Annotated in this window: 34 protein-coding genes; 20 read left to right on the top strand and 14 right to left on the bottom strand. The window is 61.1% G+C overall.

Annotated features, from left to right (window positions below):
• Positions 1-44 precede the first annotated feature (44 nt).
• From QJT78_RS39575 to QJT78_RS39560, 4 genes are all read right to left on the bottom strand, one after another.
• The gene (locus QJT78_RS39575) at positions 45-467 is read right to left on the bottom strand and encodes a hypothetical protein (RefSeq protein WP_244433225.1); all 423 of its coding nucleotides are present in this window, start codon (positions 465-467) and stop codon (positions 45-47) included.
• Complete coding sequence (locus QJT78_RS39570; protein WP_049808140.1) at positions 467-847, bottom strand: VRR-NUC domain-containing protein; 381 nt, start codon at positions 845-847, stop codon at positions 467-469. The genes QJT78_RS39575 and QJT78_RS39570 overlap by 1 nt, the downstream gene beginning before the upstream one ends.
• Before the next feature lie 62 nt (positions 848-909).
• Positions 910-1206 carry a hypothetical protein gene (locus QJT78_RS39565; RefSeq protein WP_038945925.1) on the bottom strand — a complete coding sequence of 99 codons (297 nt, stop codon included), beginning with the start codon at positions 1204-1206 and terminating at the stop codon, positions 910-912.
• Between the two features lie 234 nt (positions 1207-1440).
• Positions 1441-2295, bottom strand: coding sequence for a hypothetical protein (locus QJT78_RS39560; protein ID WP_281460526.1), 855 nt, complete (start codon positions 2293-2295; stop codon positions 1441-1443).
• 496 nt (positions 2296-2791) lie between these two features.
• Between QJT78_RS39560 and QJT78_RS39555 the strand changes: the two genes are divergently transcribed.
• From QJT78_RS39555 to QJT78_RS39500, 12 genes are all read left to right on the top strand, one after another.
• Positions 2792-3178, top strand: a complete 387-nt coding sequence (locus tag QJT78_RS39555; RefSeq protein WP_028153903.1) for a hypothetical protein — start codon at positions 2792-2794, stop codon at positions 3176-3178.
• A gap of 11 nt (positions 3179-3189) precedes the next feature.
• Positions 3190-3453 carry a hypothetical protein gene (locus tag QJT78_RS39550; protein WP_028153904.1) on the top strand — a complete coding sequence of 88 codons (264 nt, stop codon included), beginning with the start codon at positions 3190-3192 and terminating at the stop codon, positions 3451-3453.
• Positions 3454-3495: 42 nt separating this feature from the next.
• Positions 3496-3951 carry a hypothetical protein gene (locus QJT78_RS39545; protein ID WP_028153905.1) on the top strand — a complete coding sequence of 152 codons (456 nt, stop codon included), beginning with the start codon at positions 3496-3498 and terminating at the stop codon, positions 3949-3951.
• A gap of 3 nt (positions 3952-3954) precedes the next feature.
• The gene (locus QJT78_RS39540; protein WP_028153906.1) at positions 3955-4215 is read left to right on the top strand and encodes a hypothetical protein; all 261 of its coding nucleotides are present in this window, start codon (positions 3955-3957) and stop codon (positions 4213-4215) included.
• Positions 4212-4469, top strand: coding sequence for a hypothetical protein (locus QJT78_RS39535; RefSeq protein WP_028153907.1), 258 nt, complete (start codon positions 4212-4214; stop codon positions 4467-4469). Before QJT78_RS39540 ends, QJT78_RS39535 begins: the two co-directional genes overlap by 4 nt.
• A complete protein-coding gene (locus QJT78_RS39530; protein ID WP_038945744.1) occupies positions 4456-4707 on the top strand; it encodes a hypothetical protein in 252 nt (83 codons plus the stop codon). The genes QJT78_RS39535 and QJT78_RS39530 overlap by 14 nt, the downstream gene beginning before the upstream one ends.
• Complete coding sequence (locus tag QJT78_RS39525) at positions 4707-4913, top strand: hypothetical protein (protein ID WP_038945745.1); 207 nt, start codon at positions 4707-4709, stop codon at positions 4911-4913. The genes QJT78_RS39530 and QJT78_RS39525 overlap by 1 nt, the downstream gene beginning before the upstream one ends.
• 10 nt (positions 4914-4923) lie before the next feature.
• A complete protein-coding gene (locus QJT78_RS39520; protein WP_028153910.1) occupies positions 4924-5271 on the top strand; it encodes an HNH endonuclease signature motif containing protein in 348 nt (115 codons plus the stop codon).
• Positions 5272-5283: 12 nt separating this feature from the next.
• The gene (locus QJT78_RS39515; protein WP_038945746.1) at positions 5284-5694 is read left to right on the top strand and encodes a lytic transglycosylase domain-containing protein; all 411 of its coding nucleotides are present in this window, start codon (positions 5284-5286) and stop codon (positions 5692-5694) included.
• 136 nt (positions 5695-5830) lie between these two features.
• Positions 5831-6247: a hypothetical protein gene (locus QJT78_RS39510; protein ID WP_028153911.1), complete on the top strand. Its 417-nt coding sequence runs from the start codon at positions 5831-5833 to the stop codon at positions 6245-6247.
• Positions 6248-6354: 107 nt separating this feature from the next.
• Positions 6355-6606 carry a hypothetical protein gene (locus QJT78_RS39505; RefSeq protein ID WP_038952982.1) on the top strand — a complete coding sequence of 84 codons (252 nt, stop codon included), beginning with the start codon at positions 6355-6357 and terminating at the stop codon, positions 6604-6606.
• A gap of 587 nt (positions 6607-7193) precedes the next feature.
• On the top strand, positions 7194-8024 hold the full coding sequence (locus QJT78_RS39500; protein ID WP_240537887.1) for a host specificity protein: 831 nt from the start codon (positions 7194-7196) through the stop codon (positions 8022-8024).
• 169 nt (positions 8025-8193) lie between these two features.
• Here QJT78_RS39500 and QJT78_RS39495 read toward each other — a convergent pair whose 3' ends face one another.
• From QJT78_RS39495 to QJT78_RS39450, 10 genes are all read right to left on the bottom strand, one after another.
• The gene (locus tag QJT78_RS39495; protein ID WP_038952984.1) at positions 8194-10701 is read right to left on the bottom strand and encodes a bifunctional DNA primase/polymerase; all 2508 of its coding nucleotides are present in this window, start codon (positions 10699-10701) and stop codon (positions 8194-8196) included.
• Between the two features lie 12 nt (positions 10702-10713).
• The gene (locus QJT78_RS39490; protein WP_035675163.1) at positions 10714-11064 is read right to left on the bottom strand and encodes a DUF6511 domain-containing protein; all 351 of its coding nucleotides are present in this window, start codon (positions 11062-11064) and stop codon (positions 10714-10716) included.
• The gene (locus tag QJT78_RS39485; protein ID WP_035675166.1) at positions 11051-11317 is read right to left on the bottom strand and encodes a hypothetical protein; all 267 of its coding nucleotides are present in this window, start codon (positions 11315-11317) and stop codon (positions 11051-11053) included. The genes QJT78_RS39490 and QJT78_RS39485 overlap by 14 nt, the downstream gene beginning before the upstream one ends.
• Positions 11318-11328: 11 nt before the next feature.
• Entirely contained in the window at positions 11329-13278 is a 1950-nt protein-coding gene (locus QJT78_RS39480; protein WP_038976359.1) for a DEAD/DEAH box helicase, read from the bottom strand.
• Positions 13278-13877: an MT-A70 family methyltransferase gene (locus QJT78_RS39475; RefSeq protein WP_244433226.1), complete on the bottom strand. Its 600-nt coding sequence runs from the start codon at positions 13875-13877 to the stop codon at positions 13278-13280. The genes QJT78_RS39480 and QJT78_RS39475 overlap by 1 nt, the downstream gene beginning before the upstream one ends.
• Before the next feature lie 32 nt (positions 13878-13909).
• Positions 13910-14167 (bottom strand): hypothetical protein, encoded by a 258-nt coding sequence (locus tag QJT78_RS39470; RefSeq protein WP_028153914.1) that lies wholly within the window; start codon positions 14165-14167, stop codon positions 13910-13912.
• A gap of 5 nt (positions 14168-14172) precedes the next feature.
• The gene (locus QJT78_RS39465) at positions 14173-15285 is read right to left on the bottom strand and encodes a hypothetical protein (RefSeq protein ID WP_038976360.1); all 1113 of its coding nucleotides are present in this window, start codon (positions 15283-15285) and stop codon (positions 14173-14175) included.
• Positions 15286-15387: 102 nt separating this feature from the next.
• Positions 15388-15978, bottom strand: coding sequence for a DUF669 domain-containing protein (locus QJT78_RS39460; protein WP_038952989.1), 591 nt, complete (start codon positions 15976-15978; stop codon positions 15388-15390).
• A 43-nt stretch (positions 15979-16021) separates the two neighbouring features.
• On the bottom strand, positions 16022-16804 hold the full coding sequence (locus tag QJT78_RS39455; protein WP_028153236.1) for an ATP-binding protein: 783 nt from the start codon (positions 16802-16804) through the stop codon (positions 16022-16024).
• 101 nt (positions 16805-16905) lie between these two features.
• A complete protein-coding gene (locus tag QJT78_RS39450) occupies positions 16906-17187 on the bottom strand; it encodes a helix-turn-helix domain-containing protein (RefSeq protein ID WP_240537848.1) in 282 nt (93 codons plus the stop codon).
• A 266-nt stretch (positions 17188-17453) separates the two neighbouring features.
• Here QJT78_RS39450 and QJT78_RS39445 point away from each other — a divergent pair, with 266 nt between their 5' ends.
• From QJT78_RS39445 to QJT78_RS39410, 8 genes are all read left to right on the top strand, one after another.
• A complete protein-coding gene (locus QJT78_RS39445; RefSeq protein ID WP_049810296.1) occupies positions 17454-18152 on the top strand; it encodes a LexA family transcriptional regulator in 699 nt (232 codons plus the stop codon).
• Positions 18153-18252: 100 nt separating this feature from the next.
• Positions 18253-18654, top strand: a complete 402-nt coding sequence (locus QJT78_RS39440) for a hypothetical protein (protein WP_028153235.1) — start codon at positions 18253-18255, stop codon at positions 18652-18654.
• A complete protein-coding gene (locus QJT78_RS39435; RefSeq protein ID WP_028153234.1) occupies positions 18647-19012 on the top strand; it encodes a hypothetical protein in 366 nt (121 codons plus the stop codon). Before QJT78_RS39440 ends, QJT78_RS39435 begins: the two co-directional genes overlap by 8 nt.
• The gene (locus QJT78_RS39430) at positions 19009-20163 is read left to right on the top strand and encodes a DNA-directed DNA polymerase (protein ID WP_038945652.1); all 1155 of its coding nucleotides are present in this window, start codon (positions 19009-19011) and stop codon (positions 20161-20163) included. The genes QJT78_RS39435 and QJT78_RS39430 overlap by 4 nt, the downstream gene beginning before the upstream one ends.
• On the top strand, positions 20156-20647 hold the full coding sequence (locus QJT78_RS39425; protein ID WP_038952994.1) for a hypothetical protein: 492 nt from the start codon (positions 20156-20158) through the stop codon (positions 20645-20647). The genes QJT78_RS39430 and QJT78_RS39425 overlap by 8 nt, the downstream gene beginning before the upstream one ends.
• Positions 20634-20843, top strand: coding sequence for a hypothetical protein (locus QJT78_RS39420; RefSeq protein WP_038946024.1), 210 nt, complete (start codon positions 20634-20636; stop codon positions 20841-20843). Before QJT78_RS39425 ends, QJT78_RS39420 begins: the two co-directional genes overlap by 14 nt.
• A gap of 128 nt (positions 20844-20971) precedes the next feature.
• Positions 20972-21298 (top strand): helix-turn-helix domain-containing protein, encoded by a 327-nt coding sequence (locus tag QJT78_RS39415; protein ID WP_038946025.1) that lies wholly within the window; start codon positions 20972-20974, stop codon positions 21296-21298.
• A gap of 20 nt (positions 21299-21318) precedes the next feature.
• Positions 21319-21729, top strand: coding sequence for a hypothetical protein (locus tag QJT78_RS39410; protein ID WP_212491357.1), 411 nt, complete (start codon positions 21319-21321; stop codon positions 21727-21729).
• The last annotated feature ends 67 nt before the right edge of the window (positions 21730-21796 follow it).

Genomic DNA, 21796 nt, shown 5'->3' with positions numbered 1-21796 from the left:
CTCAAAAGTTCTTCTGGAGTGATCATCGATGGTGTCCACCTCGTTCATGGTGGACACCTCATCCCATCCCCGCGCTCAACTGCATAGGTGCGTAGAAAGGAGCGCTTACGTTTGATCAGGATGCCGCCCGTCGCGAGGCGGCCGTTGCTGTTGCGCTTCGAGCGGATCGAGAGCGCGTTGTCGGGATGCTTCTCCTTGCCCGCACCGATGACATGGCGCTCCATGTACTTGTCGATGGAGCCGACGACGGCCATCAGGTTGCCGCCGTTCGCCGGACGAATGCGGATGCCGCTGACCACCCACGGGCGACGCAGCACGAAGATGCCTGGGATTTGCACTCGCAACGCTTGCTGCGCGTCCTTCGCGGTGAAGGTCAGCGCCTTGGCCGTCGCGGTGTTGATGCTGCGATCACGAAGCTGATCGAGCCGGTCGAGCATTCCCTTCGTGAGCGTGAGCGTGATCTGCATCAGGGCAGCCGATTGCGCACGTCGATCTCAATGAGATCGGCCATCTCTTCCGGGGTCTTCGCCTTGACCGTGATAACGTCGAAGCCCAGGGCGATCAGCTTCGCGTGCCGATCCTTCTGATCCTTCGAGCGTGAGCCCTTGGGCGTCTTCAGTTCGAAACTGAGCAGAACCCCGCCGGTGATGTAAACGCGAACGTCGGGCTCGCCCGCCGTAAGGCCCGTGACCTTGGCTTCCATGCGCTCGCGTCGCGAGCGCTTGGCTCGGTTCATATCACCGGCGCAGGTAAGCGGAAGCCCGGCGTCTTCGAGCGCGTGAAGGCGAGCAATGACTTCCGCCTGATAGCGCCACTCGGGGATGTTATCGACGATCCGGGTTTCCATACGCGAATGCTCGCGCAGATCGCCGCATCGTGAGAGACCAGTTCGGCAACCGTTCGCTTACGTCAGCCGTACAATATTGCCTTGAAGGCAAGCTCAAGCGCTGGCCGCTCAAATAGCGCAATATGCAGAATGGGAAACAAAAACATGATCGCAACTATCGGTCTGACAAGACCAAAAATCTGCCGCGCGACCGTCTTGATCACGCGAATTTGCGCTGCGGGCCGCTGCAAGGTTTTCGTTGTGCCGCAAGCGAGATGGATCATCCTTCTCAGGAATGCTCGGTTGCCCAGCGATGAGTACTGAACGGAAAAAAGGAATGCCAGCCCGACGATTGCGACGTAGCAAAAAATTACCGCCACAAAGATCAGCCCTTGGATGACTTCAGGGTTTCCTATGGAGTACTGTATGCCGTTGAACGGCCTTAAGCTTGATGAGTCCGACGCCGACGCCGATCAGCCACAATAGATATATCCGAGCCATGATCTTATCGACGCGCTCATTGGCGAGCTTCATTGCGTCAACACTGTAAGGCGCTCGCAGTCCCATCGCTTCCGTCCCCCGCCGCGTCGACCGAATCGCCCGACAATCCTAGATTACACCATCGTCACCAATCGCCCGCCTTCAGCGATCAGGGGCTCGCCGTGACGCCGGGCGAAGTACCGCATTCCGGTACGTCCTCGATCCGACGTGCGGACAACTGCCGAGTGGATCGCGCCCATGTTCTCGAACATCTCGCCGATCTGCATGACGCGGTCGCGGGCGATCTTCCCCTTGTTCACGATCTCATAGACGGCGATGCCAGATGCGCCGGCGGCGTCAATGTAGGACATCATGCGCTCTTCGTCGGTCAGGGCCTTCGAGAGCCGGGTCTTCGTCTTCGGTTGCTCGCCGAACTGCTCTGAGCCAGCCATGGCGAGGTCCGGCTGCGTCTCCGCGACCACGGGCATCGTGTGCGGCCTATCGAGCCAAAGCGCGTCCCTGATCGCCGCAACGGGAATGGCGGGGTGTTCCTTGGCGAACGTCCGGCAGAGCGTCATCAGCTTCGTCGCCTCGACCGCCAGGGCGAACTTGATCTCGGCCTTGACCGCCTGGTTCTCGTTCCATGCACCGCCGGGATCGCTGCCGAGCAACAGCCTGATCTTCAGGAAGGTCGGATGCGCCTGGGTGAGGAAGCTAGCCAGTCTCGGGTCGATCAACGGCGGCTGCTCGACTCCCCTCGCCTTCGGCCGACCTCGACCGGGACGCATCGCCGCCGGGAAGACCCTGCCGTGCCCAGCGCGCATCGAGAGCCAGATCATCCGCTTCCGGTGCAGATACCGAGCGATGGCCTCTGCCCCGCTAGGATGGCACGGCAAGGCGTTGGCGAAGCCAACGAAGGACCATCCATCGTCCGGTACGTTGAGGAACGCCGCCTTGGCGTCCCACTGCGACATGACCTTCCTGCGCATCGGATAACATCAACTCCATCCGTCGAAATGACGGACCCATCCGTCATCGGGCAAAACATCAACTGCCGGTTAGAGGGGTTTCGCCCCTATATATAGTAGTAACCACCTACAGACATATCTTCTACAGAATATATTACAAGTATATATTACTACTATATATATAGGAGAAACCCTTCAATGGTCGGCCAGAGCCTATCGAAAATGAGGGGTTCGGTTTTGCGACGGTATTCCTCGAAAACCCAAACCCCCCTCAAAAGATAATATGGAGTTGGTGATTTCCATGCGCGAGATCGGCTTGCTCTCAACCGCTGGCTAACCATCGGCCTGCGGCCATCCGTCAACATCCCTATCGAAACCCTTCCGCGACGGATCATCCATCGTGTATCCGTTGATTCCAGCGGACCCGGCCTGATTCAGGCCGGACGGGACGGGAAATCCACACCGCACATCTCCGATCTGAAAACCGCCCTTCGGGGCGAACGGGAGAGCTTTGTCTATGTCTCAGAACTATCCGAACACGCCGGGATCGAAGGGCGGTGGCGCTTCGAAGGACGCCGCCGAGAAGGTCGTCAGCCGGGCAGCGATGCTCCGCATCGCGATCATCGAACTGATGCTCAACGGCTACCGCCTGACGGCGGACGAGATCGCCAAGCAACTGAAGGAAAGCGTCCTCGCGATCCGTCCCCGCGTCTCGGAACTCGTCAAGCTCGGCACGCTCGTCAAGCTGACCGACCGCAGGACGAACATCAGCGGCATGTCGGCTCACGTCCTGCGCCACAAGGACAGCCTGACCGCCGTCGATCTCCCCCAGGCGATCCACGCAAAGCCGCGTCGCTCCGCGCCGCGGGCAATGTACTCCGACCAGAACGCCTTGTTCGGTTGAGGGGGAGCGCCATGAACGCCATCGGCTACGAAGAGGGAATGTTGGTCCGCCGGGCGCTCGGCCTCGAACGCTCGCGCGCCGTCTGCCGCAACCGCGTCGCCGTCCACTCCAACGGCAGCGACATCAAGCTCGCGCAGAGCCTCGCCGACAAGGGCGTGATGATCCGCACCCCGCGCGCCGACTACGGCTCGATGAAGGTCTTCAGCGTCACGCCGGAAGGCGCACGCGCGGTCGGCAAGAAGCTGCCGCCCGACCACACGCCCCTCGCCCACTGACCCCCTCCAACCTGCAAGCGATCCTTGCAGGTTCACCCTCCCATGAAAGCCATCACCATGCTTCGTCTCTTCGCTGTGCTCATCACTGGCGGCTTCGGCCTCGCGCTCGCGCTCGACGCGACTCTCAACGGCTACGCGCCAACCGCCTGCATCTTCACCACCGCCGCCATGATCCTCATGCTCTTCGGTTGGTTCGACCTGCGCGCCTCCATCTCGTCCAAGGCGCACAACGACATCCTTCGCGGCAACATCGACACGCTGATCAAGCTGAACGCCAAGCGCGCGGCCGAAGCGGCGTCGTTCCTTCACGCGCTGATCAACATCCGCGACGGGCTCCGCGAGGGGATGGGGCGCGAGGGGATGATCGAGGTCATCGAAGACGCGCTCGCCGAGCATCACGATCCGGCCACCGCCGCGCAGTTCTGCATCGAGTGGCTGAAGGCTTTGGGCGTTCCGCCGATGGTCTCCGTCGCCGCCCGCGACGGAAAGGCGGTCTGAGTCATGAGCCAGATTCAACCCGGCCTACTCGCGCTCACCCAGGCGTTCGTTGACTGCACCTATGTGCAGCAAGCCGATGCCCGCCAGAAGTCCATGGGCCTCGCCTACGTCTCGGCAGAGCGCACCGACCTCGCTCGCGAGATCGCCGCGTTCACCGAGCGCGCGCAGAACGCACGGATCGCCGAACTCGAAGCGAAGCTGGCCGAGAGCGAGAAGCGCATCAACGCCCTGCGCTCGGCCGTGCGAGCGGAGGGCTACGCATGAGGACGCTCGTCCGACTCCCGATCTCCCAGGCGGCGTTCGCCGAGATCGCCGCGAAGCTGCGTGCCGCTGACTACGGCCACTGCTTTCTGACCACCGGCGAGATCGCGATGGATGGCATCGCGGTCGAGCCCGATCCGAACGCCTTCATGCCGCCGGGCGTCGTCGAGGTTGATCCGAGGCACATCAGCCGCGACCGCTTCCGCGAAATCTATGGACTCGACAACTTGGGGAACGACAACAGTGAAACTCGCTAACTTCAACGCTGTCGCCGAACTGATCAAGGAACGCGACTACCTGCAAGGATTGCTCGTCCGCATTGGCGCGGAACTGAAGATCACCCTGAAGTCGCCGATGCTCAGCACGCAGGATGTCCGTCCCGATCTGGTCGCGCGCATGCTGCCCGAGATGAAGGCTGTCATCGATCAGGGCATCGCCGTCGTTGACGAGAAGCTGGCCGTGCTCGGCGTCTACAGCGACAAGGAAGCCGCGTGATGGCGCGCAACCTGACCAGCGTGGACGTGAAGATCGTCAACCGCACTCGAGCGAACGGCGATCCGTTCGCCGAGTTGCTGCATACCTGGGTCGAAGGCGGCCAGCCCCGCAACGCTCTGTCTCGCGTGCCGTGGCCCGTCGATGACACGCCCCACAACCGCGCCTTCCACATTGCAGCGCTCAAGACGCGGCAGGCGCGCGCTTAGGGCGATCAAAATGAGCACGCGCAGAGACCGGATTCGCGACAAAGTTATGGCTCGCGTCGAGATCGTCGAAGGGCCTCTCGATACGCCGTGCCACTTGTGGACCGGACCAACGTCGGGTAGCAAAGGCAGGGGGAAGGACTACGCGCGCATGTCTCTCGATGGCGGCACCATGGCCGTCCATATCGTGATGTACGTGCTTGAACACGGTCCCATCCCTCCACGCAAGCAACTCGATCATCGCTGCCGGACACGCCGCTGCGTGAATCCGGATCATCTGGAAATGGTAACGCACAAAGAGAATATGCGTCGCCGAGACAAGGCCAATCGCTTCGAGTGTGAAGCCGTAGCGGCCTTTTAGGAGAACGACAACATGAAGTGCCTTCTGAGCGCGGCAGCAATCGCGGCCGTTATGGGAACCTCTTTGCCTGCGCTCGGCTCCGACCTCCGCTCAATCATCGACGCCGCCGCAGACGCCCAGGGCATCCCTCGCGCCCTCGCCCATGCCGTCGTCAAGGTCGAAAGCAACTACAACTGCCATCTTCGCGGAAGCGCAGGCGAGCGCGGGATCATGCAGGTCAAGCCTGTCACTGCCCGCGAGGTCGGTGTTACCGGAGACCTGTTCGACTGCGCCACCGGTGCGCGCGCTGGCATGGCCTACCTCCGCATCGCGATCTCGCGCGGCGGTTCCGGCTGCGATGGCGTGAGTCTCTATCAGCGTGGCGTCTACGCAAAACCGCGCTGCACTGCCTATGGTCGGAAGGTGATGGCAGCGATGCATTAGCGCACCGGCCCGCTGCACTTTCTGCACATCCGTTTCAATACGGAGACATTTTGCCTATGAATTAACCGCGTGTTTCATTGACGGATCATCCAATGAAACATTAAGACATCCAAGCCACGGCGGAAATCGCCGTGACTTGGTCATCACACCAAGAAAAAAGAGTCGGGGGCTGCCCGACAGAAAAGGACCGTTAATCGTGAATAACCGGGGCAACGTGCTCGCGCTTGCATCAGCGTTGAGCGCAGGGGAAGAGGTGACTCTTGGGCCGACCGACATGGCAATGTGCGTCGCAGCGCTCAAGTTCTATGCGAACGAGCACCGCAAGGCGGGTGCCTTGAGGATGATGAAGATTCCGGCGCTAATCGCCGCTGGATTGATCGGGACGATGGCGGTCGGTGGATCATCAATCGGCAACACCGATGTTTCAATGATGGAACTCCCGGCTCCCCACTTCGAGCATTTCGTCCGCCGCACGATCAAACCCCTTCCGCACATCTCGCCTGAGTCGCTTGCGGCTCAACGCATGGCCGCAGCTTTCCCCAATGACGGCTAGTCGTCCACACCCCTTCGAAAAGATCATAGCCCGCTGCGAAGCGGGCTTTTTTATGCGCTCGATCCGAGGTTGTGTTAGCTTCCGGCCCCGGAACTGGAGCATCCTAGATGACCAAGAAGACGACTGAATTGGACAATGTGAAGAAGGCCACCGCCATCATGTTCGCGGCGCTAGTGAAGTCGTTGGAGGATACGGCTCCAGGCCTGAAGGAAGGATTCGTCGCCAACCTCGATACCGCTTACACGAAGATTCGTGAGGACAGCGACGATCTGAACGCACTCGAAACGATCTCATGGACCCGCTCTATGATCACCGGATTCGACATAGTATCCGGCCAAACGAAGCCGTTCTTTGACTAGCCGGATATTGAGGGGCGCATGGGCAATTTGCTTTATCTGATACTGATCGTAGGCTGCGTGATTGCGGGTTGAGGCGGCCTCGAACTTTGGACGATCCCGCTCTAGGCGCGGCAGCGACAGTCCTTTTTTTCTTGATCAATCCACGCGCTGCGGGCGTTGGCCTTAAAGAGCGCGGCGTGATCTCTCTGGTCATCATGGTGGTCGGCAGTAGCGTACCGTGCGCGATATTGTACGGCTTAGGCGCTTTGGCTCGCCGTGTTTTTGCGGGAGCGACTTGAAGAGCGAGTTCGGCCGCTACAACTTCGGCCTGCTCCTGCGATGGCTCGCAGAACTCTTACGTGCCATCATCCGGGCCTTCGCCGAAACTGTCCCGGCTCAAAAGATCGCTTAAATCATCGCTCGTCCGCGTTCTTCACGGAGGACTCTTTATTTATTTGTTTGCACTGCTCCCTTGAGGATTGGGAATGAGCCTAAATTGGCCGCCTATGCGTCAGGTTGTGGTCAGCCAAGCTGTATATCCTCCTCCGCGCGGAGCTTGCGCGGCACGAGCTCCAGCGTGCAATTGTGCCGAGAGGAGAGCGAATCTGATGTATGGTAGAATCATCGGATCGTCCAGCCAGCCTGGAGGAGCCAGCCATGTTGATGAATCTGGAGATGAGGGAGAGAGCCCCCGATTTGCGGACACAGTTGCGGGTATGGAGCCCGGTACGTCGTCGTCGGTGACAACGACGCCATACTCTCTGGCTTCCAAGCCGCCGATCATAGCGATCAATCAACGCTCCTTCGAAAACGGACTGACGAGATTTTTGGACGGCGACGACATCACGCACATCGCCGGTAACCCACAAGAGTACTCGGCTCACGTGTCCGAGAAGGCTTGGCGCACAGTAGCGGTTGCTGGAGCCTACCTCAACACTCCCGAATATTCAAACAAGCCAGGACGATTCTACAGCTATCAGTTAGGTGACGAAACTGTCGGGCTTTTAAAAGCAGGTGGGCCGACCGAGCAGTTCACGTCCGTGGTTGAGCTTCGGGTTACTCATCCGTTGGTCGAGAACGCGGGCGATATTCTGCTGGAGCATCAACTGCGACAGGACGGCGACCATCCCTTGGTCTTGTCACGTCCTGGCATGGAGGGCATGGAACCCCGCCTGACCAAAATGGGTTTTGTCCACATGGGTGATAATAATTGGGTGCTTGATCCTAACCAGCATCCCGAAGTGTGGACGAAGAACGAGAGCAACGAGTGGCAGCGAGTAGACAAACCTACTAAGTATCTTACTAAGGTCGAGGATAGTGACACCGCTTCTAGTGACACCGCTTCTGAAGCAAGTGTCGAAAGTGCCGAAACGACCTCTTCAGGTGGTGATCCGTCATCCCTCTTGGCGCAGTACCTCGAACGAATGCGCATGGAGTAGAACAGCCGCAATAAAGAGAGACCTTGGCAGGAAATAGCGGCTGTTTCGTGAATGGACGCGGCGCCGCGAAGGTCCTAGCGCTAAACGAGGGGGGCGTACGTTAGCAGCGTGCGCCCCATTCGCCTGCCTATCCTATTCAGAAAGTAGAGTAAAAAGGCACTCCGCTCCATCACAGTGCGAACCACCGATGCGAGGGGCGACCGCCGGTCTTGGTCGAGGCGAACCGCTGCTCGATCTGCTTGGACTCGAGAAGCTGTTGGGTGATGTCGTTCAGGCGGCGCAGGTCGAACTCGCCGTTGACCATCTTCTTCAGCGTCGAGCTAGTCACGCCGTCCGATCCGGCTTCCTTGATCCAGCGGCGGACCTTCAGGTACTCGGCCTGCTTATCGTTGAGGGCCAGCCGGTCGCTGACCTCGACGATGCAGTGCCGGGTCGAAAGCTCCATCAGCTTCGCCGCCCAATCGACCAGATCGCGCGTTAGCACGGGCCCGATAGGATCGACGCCGATGGCGACGATATGGGCGATGCGCAGGGCGACTTCCATGGTGCGGGTCCACAAAGCAGCCAGGTCGGGCGAACACGCCTCCCCTCGCCGCTTGAACGCCAACCTCAGTTCCATCCACCGTTCCTTCGCGCCGACGCCCCAATCGGCCACGCGAGGCCGCAGGATCGGACGCGACGACGAGTCGCCCAGGTTGCCCGCCCCGTTGTGGGTGATGATCGCCCGGCAATCCTCGATCAGCTTGGTCGGCGGTTCGAGCGACGCCTTCGGCTCAACGCCGTCCGCCGGGTCGCCGGTGATCGTGAGGACGAGCCAGCGCGGCAGGAAACCGTCCGAGATGCCCTTGCCCGACATGGACGGCCAAAAGTCGTGAGGCGTGGACGTGCCATAGATCGAGAAGTTGGGGCTATAGATCGGCACGGCGCTTTCGGCCGCCGACGCGGTGCCCTTGTAGAGCGAGTCCGCCGAAGTGAACATCTGCATGAGCATCTGACGAATGCTCGACTGATGCGTCCCGGCGCGCCGGTCCATGATCTTCGCGATGAAGGCCCCGAACTCGTCCATGAGCGACAACTGCGACGGGTTGTGCTCGATGGTCTTGCGGAGCGCCGAGTCGGACAGGAAACCTTCCGGCCCGAGATAGCGATCGAGGCCCGCTTCCACGGCCAGCCGGGACAGTGCCTTGCGAGGATGGTCCTTGCCGTAGCCAGCGGGGGCCAGGGCGACGATGTAGAGGTTGGTGCGGAGATTGGTCGGTCCCGCGTGATGCCGCCCAGCGAGCGTCCCCACGAAGCCCAGAGCAGGCCCCAGGGCGAGCGGACGCGACGGGCTCGACGTTGACGCGGCGATCCAATCCATGATGTCCCCGACCAATCCCGGCGGATGGCACAGGGCCTCCAATTCCGCCATCGTGGGCGTCGTTTCGTTGTGGTCGGCATCCGCAGAAGGATCTTCAGCGGCCTCGCCAGCGGGCTCCGCAGGCACCGTAGTGGGCACGCCAGTGATCGTCGCGAGCGCCGCCACTTCGTAAGGCTGCGGGTTCGTCTTGACCCACGGAGTAATCCCGGCCGCCATCTGACGCTCGACCCACGAACCCGGCTCCATGCTCGGCGCGGCTTCGAGGATGGCCTTCTCGCGCGCCACGATCCGGGCCTTGTCGCGCTCGGCGGCTTCCGCCATCTGCGCGGCTTCCTTCCGGCGCGAGCGCAGGTCGATCTCGACGCCGAAATTATAGCCAAGCTGCTCGCCCAGCCATTGCACGGCCGCGTCCCGCTGCGCCTCGCCAAGCTCCATCGACTTCATGACGACGTTGATGGGCGTGAAGGTCTCCATGGTGCCGAAGTCCTGAATGCCGCTCGGATCGAACGACAGGTTCGGATGGCGCTTCGCCATCGCGCGGCCCGAGCCGGACGAACGCCACGGAGCGACGGCGCGATACTTGGCCCCGAGCCAACGGCCCTTCGGCAGCGCCAGCTTGCCGACCCACGCATGGAGGTTCGCCAGCGCGTCTTCATTCAGCTTTCGGAAGAAGTCCGTCGAATGGTACTGGCTGACATCGGGGACCTCGCTCGGCGGCTCAGAGCGCCGATCCGCCTGGGGATCATAGCCATACGCCTTCAGGACTTCGCCGATGCGCTCGGCGATGTCATCGGGCAACTCGGTCAGTTGATCGAGGCGCACGTCGAGCAGCGTGTCATCGGTCCACCAATAATAGGGTTCGCCGGTGTCGGGATGGATCGAGGGCGGCAACACGGTCTGCTTGCCCTCCGCGAGCAGATCGACAAGCCCGACGCGCTCGGGGGTGCGGAAGTTGCGCGAGCGGATTGCGTCGGTGTTGCCGCGATAGAAAAGCGAGATGCCCTTGCGGCCCTTCTTCTGCACGTTCGAGTGCGGCAGCATTTCGAGCAACGCATCCATCGCGGGCTCGAAGTCGATGTCGATGCAGATCAGACCAAGGCCGCAGGCCACGCCGACACCGGCGTTCGGCCACTTCGACCAATAGTTGATCTGCAACTGACTCGGGCGCGTGGTGCAGTAGTCGTTCCAGCCCTTCGCGGCCTTCCAGCTTTCGTCGGCATAGGTGCCCGGCAATTTGCTGTTGGGCATAATCGGGATCGGGCTGTAGCCGTTCTCGTAGAGTCCCGGTCCGGCCTGGGTGAATGGCGAGTCGATCATCAGCGTGAATCCTTAGAACGGGGCAGCGCCAGCGGCGACACGCTTGCGCATGTTCTCGCCGTATGAATTGAGGATGGTGGACAGGAAGTTGCCCCACTCTTTCTCGCTCAGTTCGGACAGGTTGAACTTGCCCAGGCGTTCAAGGTACGCACCGGCGTCAGCGCCAGCGTCTTGAAGAGCAAGGTTCTCGGTCGCAGTCAGAGACTTCGGCGGCATGTGGAAGACGGCCTTTCCTAGTGAGATACAGTCGGGCTCTTCGCAGAGCCAAAGGATCGGCTTGCCACCCTTCGGGGCGTAGCCAAGTCCGGTTGCCTCGCGGCGGCAGACGCCGCAGCAAATCGGTTCAGGATCAAACACGCGCATTGTTGTCGTTGCTCGCTAGACGTTGACGGATCGCGCGCTTCATCTGCGACACGCAGTTGTCGGCAGACCGGACATCACCGGCGCTCGACGGGAAGAAGAACTTGAAGGACTTCCCCTCGCCTAGCTGCACAACAACATACGGATGCTTCCCCGCCATCAACGGCTCGAACGAGTAGCCGTGCGCCGTCAGGTAGGCGCTTAGCTTCTGATACGACTCATTGCGCCGTATCGCCTTGTGAAAGTTATTCCCCATGATCGTCCCCCTCAGAACGGAATGTCGTCGTCGAGATCGGTGTTGTCCCAAGGCGCGCGCGTCTGCATCAACGGCGGCGTGATCTGCGCATTCCACGGAGCCGTGGTGCGAATCTGCGCGACGGGCTTGTGATACCCAGGCATCACGGCCCGGTTGTTGTCGTTCGCCACGGGAGGGTTGGTCGCCCAAGGCTTCGGCTTCGCGGCAACTTGAGCGCGGTACGCTGCCGCCTCTTGCGGCTTCCCGTTCAGTTCGAAGTTGCGCGCGATCATGTCGTCACGGTTCGGCGGCGTCGCTGCGACGACCGACTGCGACTGACCTTCCGGCGCGATCTCGCCCAGCTTGCGCGCGACGATCTCCCAATGCTTGCCGTTCGCCTTGATCATGATCTCGGCGGTCTCGCGAAGCTCTTTGGCGCGCGTGAAGGTGTCGGCGATGGAGAACGGTGCATCATCATTGCCGCCGTGCTGCTTCCACCACTTCTCGAACTTCATGCGCGCATAGCCCTTATGCTCGGGGCAAATCCATTCCTTGTGAGAGACGGAGCCGCACAGATACTCGACGCGGATGCTCGGGGTGCCACCCGGCTTGTCATGGCGATAGAACGTGCGCCGCTTCACCGAAACCCAATCGGGCTTCGACGTAGACATGATCGGCGTCACGTCGGCGGTCTGCTTGATGTTCTTCTCGACATCGCGCTCGAACTTGTGACCGCAGTCGGGGCACTCGCTCAGACCGGCGAAGATCAGCGAATGACACGTCGGGCATTCCTTCACCGGGGCCTCGCCCCCGCCCTTCCCCGGCTTCTTGATCGTGACCCGATCAATGGGGCCGTGACGCCGGACGTTGCCGCCGAAGTCGAGAACGAGGCAGTCTTCCTTGCCGTTGCGGATGGACTCTTCGTAAGTGTCGCCCAGGAGCCGCGTCCCGCGTCCGCACATCTGGACGTAAAGCTGCGTGCTATCCGTCGCGCGCAACAGAGCGATCAGGTCGAGGCGCTTGATGTTCGTGCCGGTCGTGAGCACGCCGAAGTTCGTGACGGACGTGAGCTTGCCGGACTTGAGGTCTTCGAGAATCTGGTTGCGCTCCCCCTTCTCCATGCCGCCATGGACCGTCTCGCACGAATAGCCGCGCTCGCGGATCGCATCGCGAACGCTGAATGCGTGATCGACGCCAGCGCAGAACAGAAGCCATGACCGGCGCGGCCTCTCGTTGCTGGCGGCGTAGCCAATGATTTCATCGACCGCCGCCTTCGTGACCTCGCCCTGATCGAACACCGCCTTCAACGACTTGTCGGTGAACTCGCCGCCAGATCGGCGAAGCTTGCTCAGATCGATCATCGTCTTCGCGGTGGCCGTGGCCTTCGAGACCAACGGGCAAAGGAAGCCCTTCTCGATCAGTTCGCGGATCGAGACTTCGTAAACGATGGCGTCGAACATCGCGTCGTCGCCATCCGTGAGCATGCCCGAGTTGGTGCGATACGGCGTGGCGGTCAGGCCAAGGATCAGCATCTTCGGATTGATCAGCTTCAGCGCGGCGATGAATTTGCCGTACATGGTCTGCGCGTCCGGCGGCAGCATGTGCGCTTCGTCGATGATCAGAAGGTCAACGTGGCCGATGCGAGCCGCGTGCCGCCACATCGTTTGGATGCCGCCAAAGACGATCTGCGCGTGCGCTTCTCTGCGGCCGAGGCCAGCCGAGAAGATGCCCGCCGGGGCGAACGGCCAAAGCAACATAAGTTCGGCGTAGTTCTGTTCGATCAATTCGGAGACGTGCGTAGCCATGACGATGCGCGTCTGCGGCTCGAACCCGATCATCTCTTCTGTGATGGTGCCGAGCACCGGCGACTTGCCGCCGCCGGTGGGGATCACGATGAGCGGGTTTCCGTCCGGCTTTTCGGACCAATAGTCATAGACAGCGTCGATTGAGTCGCGCTGATAGTAGCGAAGCTTGAAAGCCATCAGAGAGCAGCCCCAAACAGTGAATTGTCGTTGGCTGCGCGAGCCGGATGGCCGGGCAGATGAAAGAGGTTCGGGGTGCCGCCGGTCTTGCCGACTTCGTTGCCCCATTGATGCCAACCGGCGCGAGCGTGGCGCGCGAACAGTTCGATGTACGGGCCATCGAGCAGACGTTCGATTCGGTTGTAGGCTTCGAGCGGCTTGGCCGAGTGCTCGCCGCGCGGTGCGAGGATGGTCTTGTCGTTCGGATCGAGGTCGAGGATCAGGCGCTCAACGCCCTTCCCGTTACGCTTCGGTTTGCCGCGCGTGCCGAACAGGAAAATCTCGGGGTTCGCGCGCGTCCAATAGCCCATGCCCATGTGCGGGCGCAGAGCACGGCCGACCTTCACGTAGTAGAACAGGACCGTCTTGTATTCGAAGCCCCACTCATTGAGCACTTCAATGCCCTGGGGGATCATCGTGTCGATCACCCACAAGCCGCAGGCAGCGTCTTCCGGCACGATCTCGCGCACCGGCAAAGCCTTGATCTCGTTCAACGGCATGCAGTCATAGTGCTCTTCAGGCGAGCGCTCTTTGCCTTCCTCGCTCCACGTCTCGAACATCCAAGCCGGGTCGCCATAGACAAACGGGAAGCTCACTGAAGAACCTCCGTCAGATCGGGCTCATGGTCGGTGTCGTCGTCGCGCGAGCCCGCCGACAGATCGAAGAAGGTGATCTTTCCCTTCTTGAGCGGCTGATGCGTCGCCTTGTGATGGCAGTCGCAGAACGACTTCTCGTCAGTCGTCGGCGCTCCGCACACGAAGCCTCTCATGCCGGGTTGCCCAGGCAGGAAGAACATGCACTGGCCGCGCTTCGTCTCGATAAAGCGGGTCTTGAACGGATGGGCGGACATGCGCGTTATTCCCCTTGCGCTGCGTAGTGATCAGTCAGGCGGATGAACTCGGCGAAGGTGATCTCTTCGCAGAGGGGTTCGGTGTCGCGAGGATCGGGTTCGCCGGGGAGCGTGGCGAACAGGCTGCCGCTTTCGGGGTGGTGCCAGTAGCGACGCTCGGGCTCAGGCTTCACGCCATCGCGCCACTCGCGGCCGTCATGCAGCGTGTAAAGCGCCCACTCTTCTTCATCGCTCGCCTCGATCAATTCGCCTGGGACAAGCGACGGGAGAAAGAGATGCGCGGGACACGCCTGCTTCTGCTCGGCGAGCGCGAGCGGCTTGTTCCAACGAGCACACGACCAAGCGGCGTCACCGAACATCTCGGGCGTCGCGTGGATGCAGGTCCGGCATGAAATGCGAGCGAACGAATGCTCATGACAGTTGGCGAGATGGTTGCACATCGTCCGGCACTTGAAGGCCATCTTCGCGTTGGGATCGTCGTGCAGACGCGGCGGCGGGTTCGCGTACTTGATGATCCGCTCGGCGCGAGCGAGCAGCCGGATCGCTTCAGCGTGGTCCGTCTCGATGCGTTCGCTGTAGACTTCGCCGGTGTTCTTGTTCCGGCAGATGTAAAGGCCGCGCTCGAAGCCGAAGAGATGGCAATAGGTGTTCAACTGAACCCAATGCGTGAAGTAGCCCTCGCGGACACCGAGCTTCTTCACCTTGTCCCAATAGGTGTCCTTCATCGACTTGGCTTCGACGACATGCCAAGTCGCAGCCGCTTCCGGCAGGCCGAGCACCTTGCCGTCCGTCTTGCCGCGAACGTGGCCCGAGACCGCCGTGGCGCGATACTGCTTGCCGCGCGCGTCGAACTCGTCCACTTCGCAGCCGATCATGCGCAGCGCATTGAGCAGCCGCGTCTCTTCGATCTCGCCGGTCTCGAACGTGATGGCCTTCAGTCCGTCGATCACTTCGGGCTTCGAGGCCCAGCGGAAGGTGTACCAAAGCGCGCGCTCGCACTCTTCGCCTAGCAGCGAGATCGAGATGCCGAGAGAGTCCCAAGCTTGGCTGCGCGACTTTGCATAGGCCGCATAGATGGCTTCGGTGGTGGCGCTATAGGGTCTCGGCAGCGGGGCCATCAGGCAAGCCTCTATCGTTCGCGCCGAAGCGCGTTTTGCAGACTGAAATGTCAGGGGGGAGGAAGAAGGTGCCGGGGCCGAAGCCCCGGCGTTAGTCGCGTCTTAGGCGGTGCGCTGCCAAGGCATCTGCCGACCACCGCCACCGGCGGCGGGCGCGGGCTTCGTCGCCTGGGTGGAGGTCGCCTGGGTCTGCTTGACGTTGTCGTTGGCGGCCGAGTTGGCCTTCACGTTGTCGTTCGCAGCGGCCTTGCTCGGCGGCGGCTCGTTCGCGTTGCCCGCATGGATGAACTTCTTCACCGTCATGCGTTCCTTGTCGCTGCCGTCGCGGCCCTTGTAGGACTCGACATCGAGATCGGCATAGAACGGCTGGAACAGAAGCTGATCGGTGTCGGTCAGGTTGGCCTTGCCGATGCCGGTCGCTTCGGCGAGCGCCGCCAACTGAGCCTGACCGATCTTCTGCGCGGTCACGGTCTGATGGGTGACGTTGATGTTGCCGAAGAATTTCACGCCAGCGAAATCGCCCTCGACGACTTCCGCCTTGTACTCGAACAGGTCGCCGGTGTTCTTCGAGTTGCGCTTGACCTCGCCCTCGACGATGTTGAGCAGGTAACGGTCGCGCGGGATGATTACGCCACCACCGCCTTCCGCATCCTTTTCATTCACGTCCGAGAGGTTCACGTTCAGTTGTGCCATGTTTATCTCCTATGGCGTTCGAGTGTTTCGGTGTTGTTGGTGATTAGGCGGCTTCAGCGAGGGACGCAGGCAGGTATTTGGCGAGCGCCGCGTAGCCTTCGCCCTTCTTGAACTGCATCTCGGCGGGCATGCTGAAGCGGTTGCCAGCGATGAAGCCGGGGCGCTCTTCGAGGAACATCCAGCGAGTGCCGCCGCCTTCAGCGTGCGTAAGCTGCTTGTTGAAGCCCGCATCGACCTTCTTGATCGAAGCCTTGAAGTTGAGGAACGCGATCACGTCGCTGTTCGCTTCGATGATGTCGGCGGCATCCTTGTGCAGATTGACGCGATAGCGCGAGTACGGATCGGTCGTCGGCGATTCGAAGCGGCTGATATCGCAGTGCCCGAGTTGCACCACGGCCATCTGGCGATGCGAGCGCAGCGTCATGATGCCGTCGATGTATTCGAGGAAGATCGTCGCCGCGATCTTGTAGCCCTTGCCGTAGCCGGGCTCTTCGATGGTCTTCCAACCGTTGCGAGCGCAGGCTTCCGCGCGGATCAGGTTTTCGAGGCCCGTCGTCGAGTCGAAGATCGCCGTGGCGTAGTTGTGCTCTTCATTGACGAGCGCGCCGATGGCCTCGCACAGATCGTTGTAGCTGCGGACTTCGATGGTGTCCGCGACGATGCCCGCCGGGACGCTTTCGCCAGCCGCCGTCTGGATAAACACCGGACGCGGAAACTCCGCAGCCAGCGACGACTTGCCGATCTTCGGCACGCCATAGATCGTAATGATCGGTTGGTCTTCGGCAGCCGACTTCTTCTTGACGCTGCCCTTCAGTGAGATTGCCATGTGGCTCCCCGGTTAGTGCTCGACGGCGTCGAGCTTCAAAGTCTTCGTCCACACCAGCCGGTCAACAAGCCGGTAGCCGGTGCGATTGATCGTCTCGATCTTCACGGAATGGGGTTCGTCTTCGACCGGATGCGCGACATGAACATCGCGACGCTGTGATCCGGGCGATCTTCGGTGCCGTAGAGAACGAGCATCGCCATCTCTTTCGTGACGGTGTCGTTCGCGAGCAATGACAGGAACAGGTCGGGTTCCTTGGGGGGCAACCGCCAGTTGGCGGGCAGAGCGGCGGATGCGCGCATAGAGTTGCGCAGTTCGGCGAACCTCCGTTCGAGCGCCCCGACGCGCGCGACCAGCGCTTCCTTCGTTTCGTTAACCAATTCCATCCGTCGATACCGCTTGACATCCGTCACCTATCCGGCTTTAAGCCGAATCGGCTGGCAAACTTTCCGTGAAGCCGCTGAACCGTCAGTAACGGACGGAATCGAGGATGTCAACGGATGGCAACGGATCATGAACAAGACTCATCGGACGATCCGTCGCCGGACATAGGTAACAGGGCATTTGTCTTCGAGTAGCGATCCCGAGACAGCTAGTTTAGAGAAGAAGGGGCTATCGAAATGGTGATCAGCAGAGTGCGTGGGGGCTGGGAATGAAGTCGCGAGCAGATGAGAAGCGCACCAAAGCGCATCCGGCGCTCGAAACCATCAAGGCGAGGATTGCGGAACGTCTGGAGGCCGCCGGACTATCGGGAAGAGAGGCTTCGGTTCGAGCGAAGCTAGGACTCACATACGCGAACGACATTCTTTCAGGACGTTCGCTAAATCCAACGCGCGAAACACTTGCTAAGCTTGGAACTGTTTTGGACACCGACGCCGACTATTTCTTCGGTACTCAGAGCACCCCCCGAAACCTTCCACCCTCCAAACTGCTGCCAATGCGCGAAACCGTCGCGGCTGAAGCTCCCCTCCCCGCCGCAGCGATTCCATTGTTCCAGATCGGCTTGACCGATCCTGACGGCTTCTTCGCTCTGAGAGCAGATCGTCGGACCGCATGGACCTCGTCGATAATTTCGAACGGCGATGCCTACGCCATCACTGTTCCCGACGACTGCATGGCCCCGCGCTACCGGATCGGTGAAGTTGTCGTTGTGAGCCCAAACAAGCCCGTGGTGCATGGTGGCTTCGCGCTAGTGCGGCAAAAGGACGACCGCGTGGCGATTCGGCAGATCGTCACGATCTCCACCGACAAGATCACAGTGCGGTGCCTCAACGGGGAAGCCGACATCGATATCCCCCGATCCCAGGTGAAGGCGCTGGAGCGCATTATCGGTTCTTGTGAATTAGTTTGAGTTAGTCCGATTGATTTGTCCGTCGCCATCCGTCATCATCCGTTGACATAACGGATGTGTGCCCATATGGTCCGTTGCTACTCGGGAGAGGCAACGGACCATGCAAAGCATCAAATTGGTAGTTTTGGAGTCGCCCTACGCTGGGGCGGTTGACGACAATGTCGCCTATGCGCGGCGTTGTCTGAAGGATTGCGCACTGCGCGGCGAGAGCGCCCAGGCGTCGCACCTTCTGCTCACTCAAGTTCTCGACGACACGAAGCCGGACGAGCGCGCGCTGGAGATCGCGCTCGGTCTCGCTTGGCGATCCGTCGCCGCATACTCGGTCTTCTACACGGATCGCGGATGGTCGAACGGCATGAGAGCAGCGCTCGATAGCGCCATCCTCGATAACCGCCCCTTCAAGCTGCGCGCCTTTGGTCGCGTGCAGTTCCCGAGCCGCTACTTTCTGCCGCTCAACATCTATGAGGCGATTGATCAGACGAAGGCTCCCGCCAATGCGTGAGCCCTGCCCCAACTGTAGCGGCGACTGCGGCTCCGCGAATCCGCCCGTGCTCAACTGCCCGATGGACGGCGGCACCGTAAAGCCGAGCGTGTCCTATCACGACTATCTCGCGCTTCTGCGTGCAAAGGCCGCGTTGAGCGAAGGCGACACGATGGTCGCTCTCCGCCATCTCGCGACGCTCGAACGAGTCGGCATCCGAGACGAGATCGACGCGGTGATCCGCTCCGGTCTGTACGACGACGCGATCCATCGCATGCGTCTCTTCACCCATCCGAAATATCCGAGCGCCGACGAATGCGAATCGCACGTCGGGACGGACCACCATTTTCGACCGGCCAAGCAAGGGAGCCTTCTGTGAAGTTCAAGATCAATCGTGACATTCTCGCTGACATTGTAACGCGCGGCGTATCCAGCGCACCGAAGAACTCTCCCGCCGTCATCGCCAACAACGCGCGAATCGTTGTGCAGGATGGCACGATCTCCATCGCAACAACCGACTTCGAGATGATGGTCGAGGCGACCGGCGCTTGCGAGGTCGAGGCCAGCGGCGCGACGACCATCGACGCCATGAAGCTGAAGGCCGTCGTGGACCGTCTGCCGAAGGGCGTCGATGTCGCCTTCACCATGGACACGTCGAAGTACGAACTGATCGCGAAGGCGGGCCGCTCGCGCACCACCTTCCCGACGCTCGCCGCCGAAGACTGGCCTGCTCGCGACTACGCGATGGACGGCGCGCAATTCGCAATTGAAGGCGCTGATCTCGTCCGCCTGTTCGGCCACACCGCCCAGGCGCTTTCGACTGTGCCCAACTCGCCGATGCAAGGCGTCTTCCTCCACGTCGCCGACGACGGCAAGCGGCTGGCTGCCGTTGGCACCACCGGCACGATCTTGTTCAAGGCGACCGTTCCCGCGCCCGACGGTGCTGAAGACATGCCGATGAGCGACAACCGCCCCGGCGTCGTCCTCTCGGCTGAGACGGTCAACTCCGTGCTGCGCCTCTTTGGCAAGGCCGACGTGGTGAACGCCGTCGTCAACGCTAACTCGGTCTTCTTCTACACCGACTCGACTCGCTTCTGCTCTTCGCTGTTGGTCGGCACCTATCCTAACTACCTGCCGCTGGTCTCGGCCCCGTCTGCCGAGAGCATCGTCGTCAGCCGCGAATCGTGCGCCAGCACGGTCGCGCTGCTCGAAACGTTCGCCTCGAAAGAATTGGGGCATCGGTTGCAGTGCGCCGGTTCGGAAGACGGCTTCGTGATCGCGGTCGGCAGCCAGACTGGCGGCAGCGTTGACGTGGTCGAGGCGCAGATCAACGGCGAGATCGCCGCGTTCGGCATCAACGGCATGTTCATGAAGACGATGCTCAACTCGTTCCGTGCGAGCAGCATCGCGCTTCACCCCGACCATCGCAATCGTCGCATCATGTTCCAGGCGGATGACGAACATCTGACTGGTGTTATCGCCATGATGAACATCGCGACCGATCTCGCGTCTGGTCCGAAGCATGAGTAGGATCCGCGACCGCGCCAACCGGCGCACGGTGACGATGCCGGACCGCGTCGGCCCTCATGTGAAGCTTGTCTTCGCAGAGATGGCGCGGCTCCGCGTCACCTATGACGAGACCGAGGAAGGTTCTGGCGTCCGCCGCGCTTCGATCAAGGCGTGGCGGCGCAAGAACAGGCCGGGGCTCGAGTCTCTCGAAGCAGTGCTCGGCTTCCTGGGGTGGGACTTCGTCGCGGTGCCCCGCGCGAAGGTTCTGCCCGAGGAAGTCCGCGCGGAGCTTCAGCCCCTCGCCGACAAGCTCGGCCTGACCATGCCGCAGACGGTGACGGCTCTGATCGAGATCGTCACCGGCATCCACGAACGCTTCCCCTTCCTGCGCGACCCTACAGCGGTTCGGCCGGTGCGCTTCAAGGGCAAGCGAAAAGAACGGCCGACGATTCACCCCGACCAACACTCGCTCTTGCAGGAAGCACCGACCAATGTCGCTCACTGACATCAACGACATCACCACCCAGCGCATGATCGAGGCTTGCAGATCGCGCAATGCGAAGCCGGACATCGACTCCGTCGCGCTCGCTCTGCTCGATGCTCACTTCCGCGCGTTCGAGATCAACATGCGGATCGATGCCGTGATCGCTGGCGTGCGCGGCGTCTCGGGCAACGTCGAAGTCGAGAACGCCGCCGCCTAGCGGCTAGGCCCCCGGAAAAGCGCTGCGATTTCGAGCTCATACAGCCCCCCTTGCAATCAGCTCCAGTACCGGTTTAAAACCGGATCATCCGTCGTCCCGTTCGCGGGTATTCAATCGAGTCCGTCATCATGAAGGCAGCGAACGACAACGTGTCGCTCGGCACGATCTCAACCACCGCCGACGTGATGGTGCGCCTGCGCGTGTCGCGCAAGACGCTCTATATTTTGGTGGCGAAGCATCTCCCCGGCGCGGCTCGCGTCGGTCGCGACTACCGCTTCGAGGAAGCGGACATCCTCACGATCTGGCGTGGAATGAAATCATCATGCGTCTTTATCTCTGGCAACGAACCCCCGGCAAATCGAACTGGATCATCAGGGGGACGGACGACAAAGGGCAAGAGGTCCACGAAACTACAAAAACTGCTGACAAAAAAACGGCCGAAGCGCTCCGCATAAAACGAGAGAGTAAGCTTCTAATGGAGGTCGTCCACGGCAAGCAGGCGGTGGTGACATTTCATGAGGCCGTCGAGTCCTACCTCAACAACGGTGGCTCGCCGCGCTTCCTGGGGGCGTTCGACGAAGAGACCGGCCAATGGACCGGGCTGATGAAGGAGCTTGACGGAGTCCTTCTAAAGGACATCACACAAGACAAGATGAATGGGATCGCGAAGACGCTCTATGCCAACTGCCAATACGACACGATCAACCGGCAGCTATGGACACCGTTCATCGCGATTTGGCGCAACGCCTGCCGCGCCGAGTGGGCGACGCCGAAGCTATGGGTGCGTGCGAAGAAGCCGAAGGGGACGAATGTCACGTCGATCAAGGCGAAGCGCGTCGGCTCAGAGCTGGCCCCGGTTGTTTGGACAGCGCCCCGCTGGATTTAAGTGGATTCCTGCCGGGTTATGCTGAACGCGGGGCTTTACGGTTTTGTCGTTGCGTCGGGAGGGCGTA

The sequence above is a fragment of the Bradyrhizobium sp. Mp27 genome (assembly GCF_029953005.1).
GTDB lineage: Bacteria > Pseudomonadota > Alphaproteobacteria > Rhizobiales > Xanthobacteraceae > Bradyrhizobium > Bradyrhizobium barranii.
This window is presented reverse-complemented; position numbering and strand designations above follow the sequence as displayed.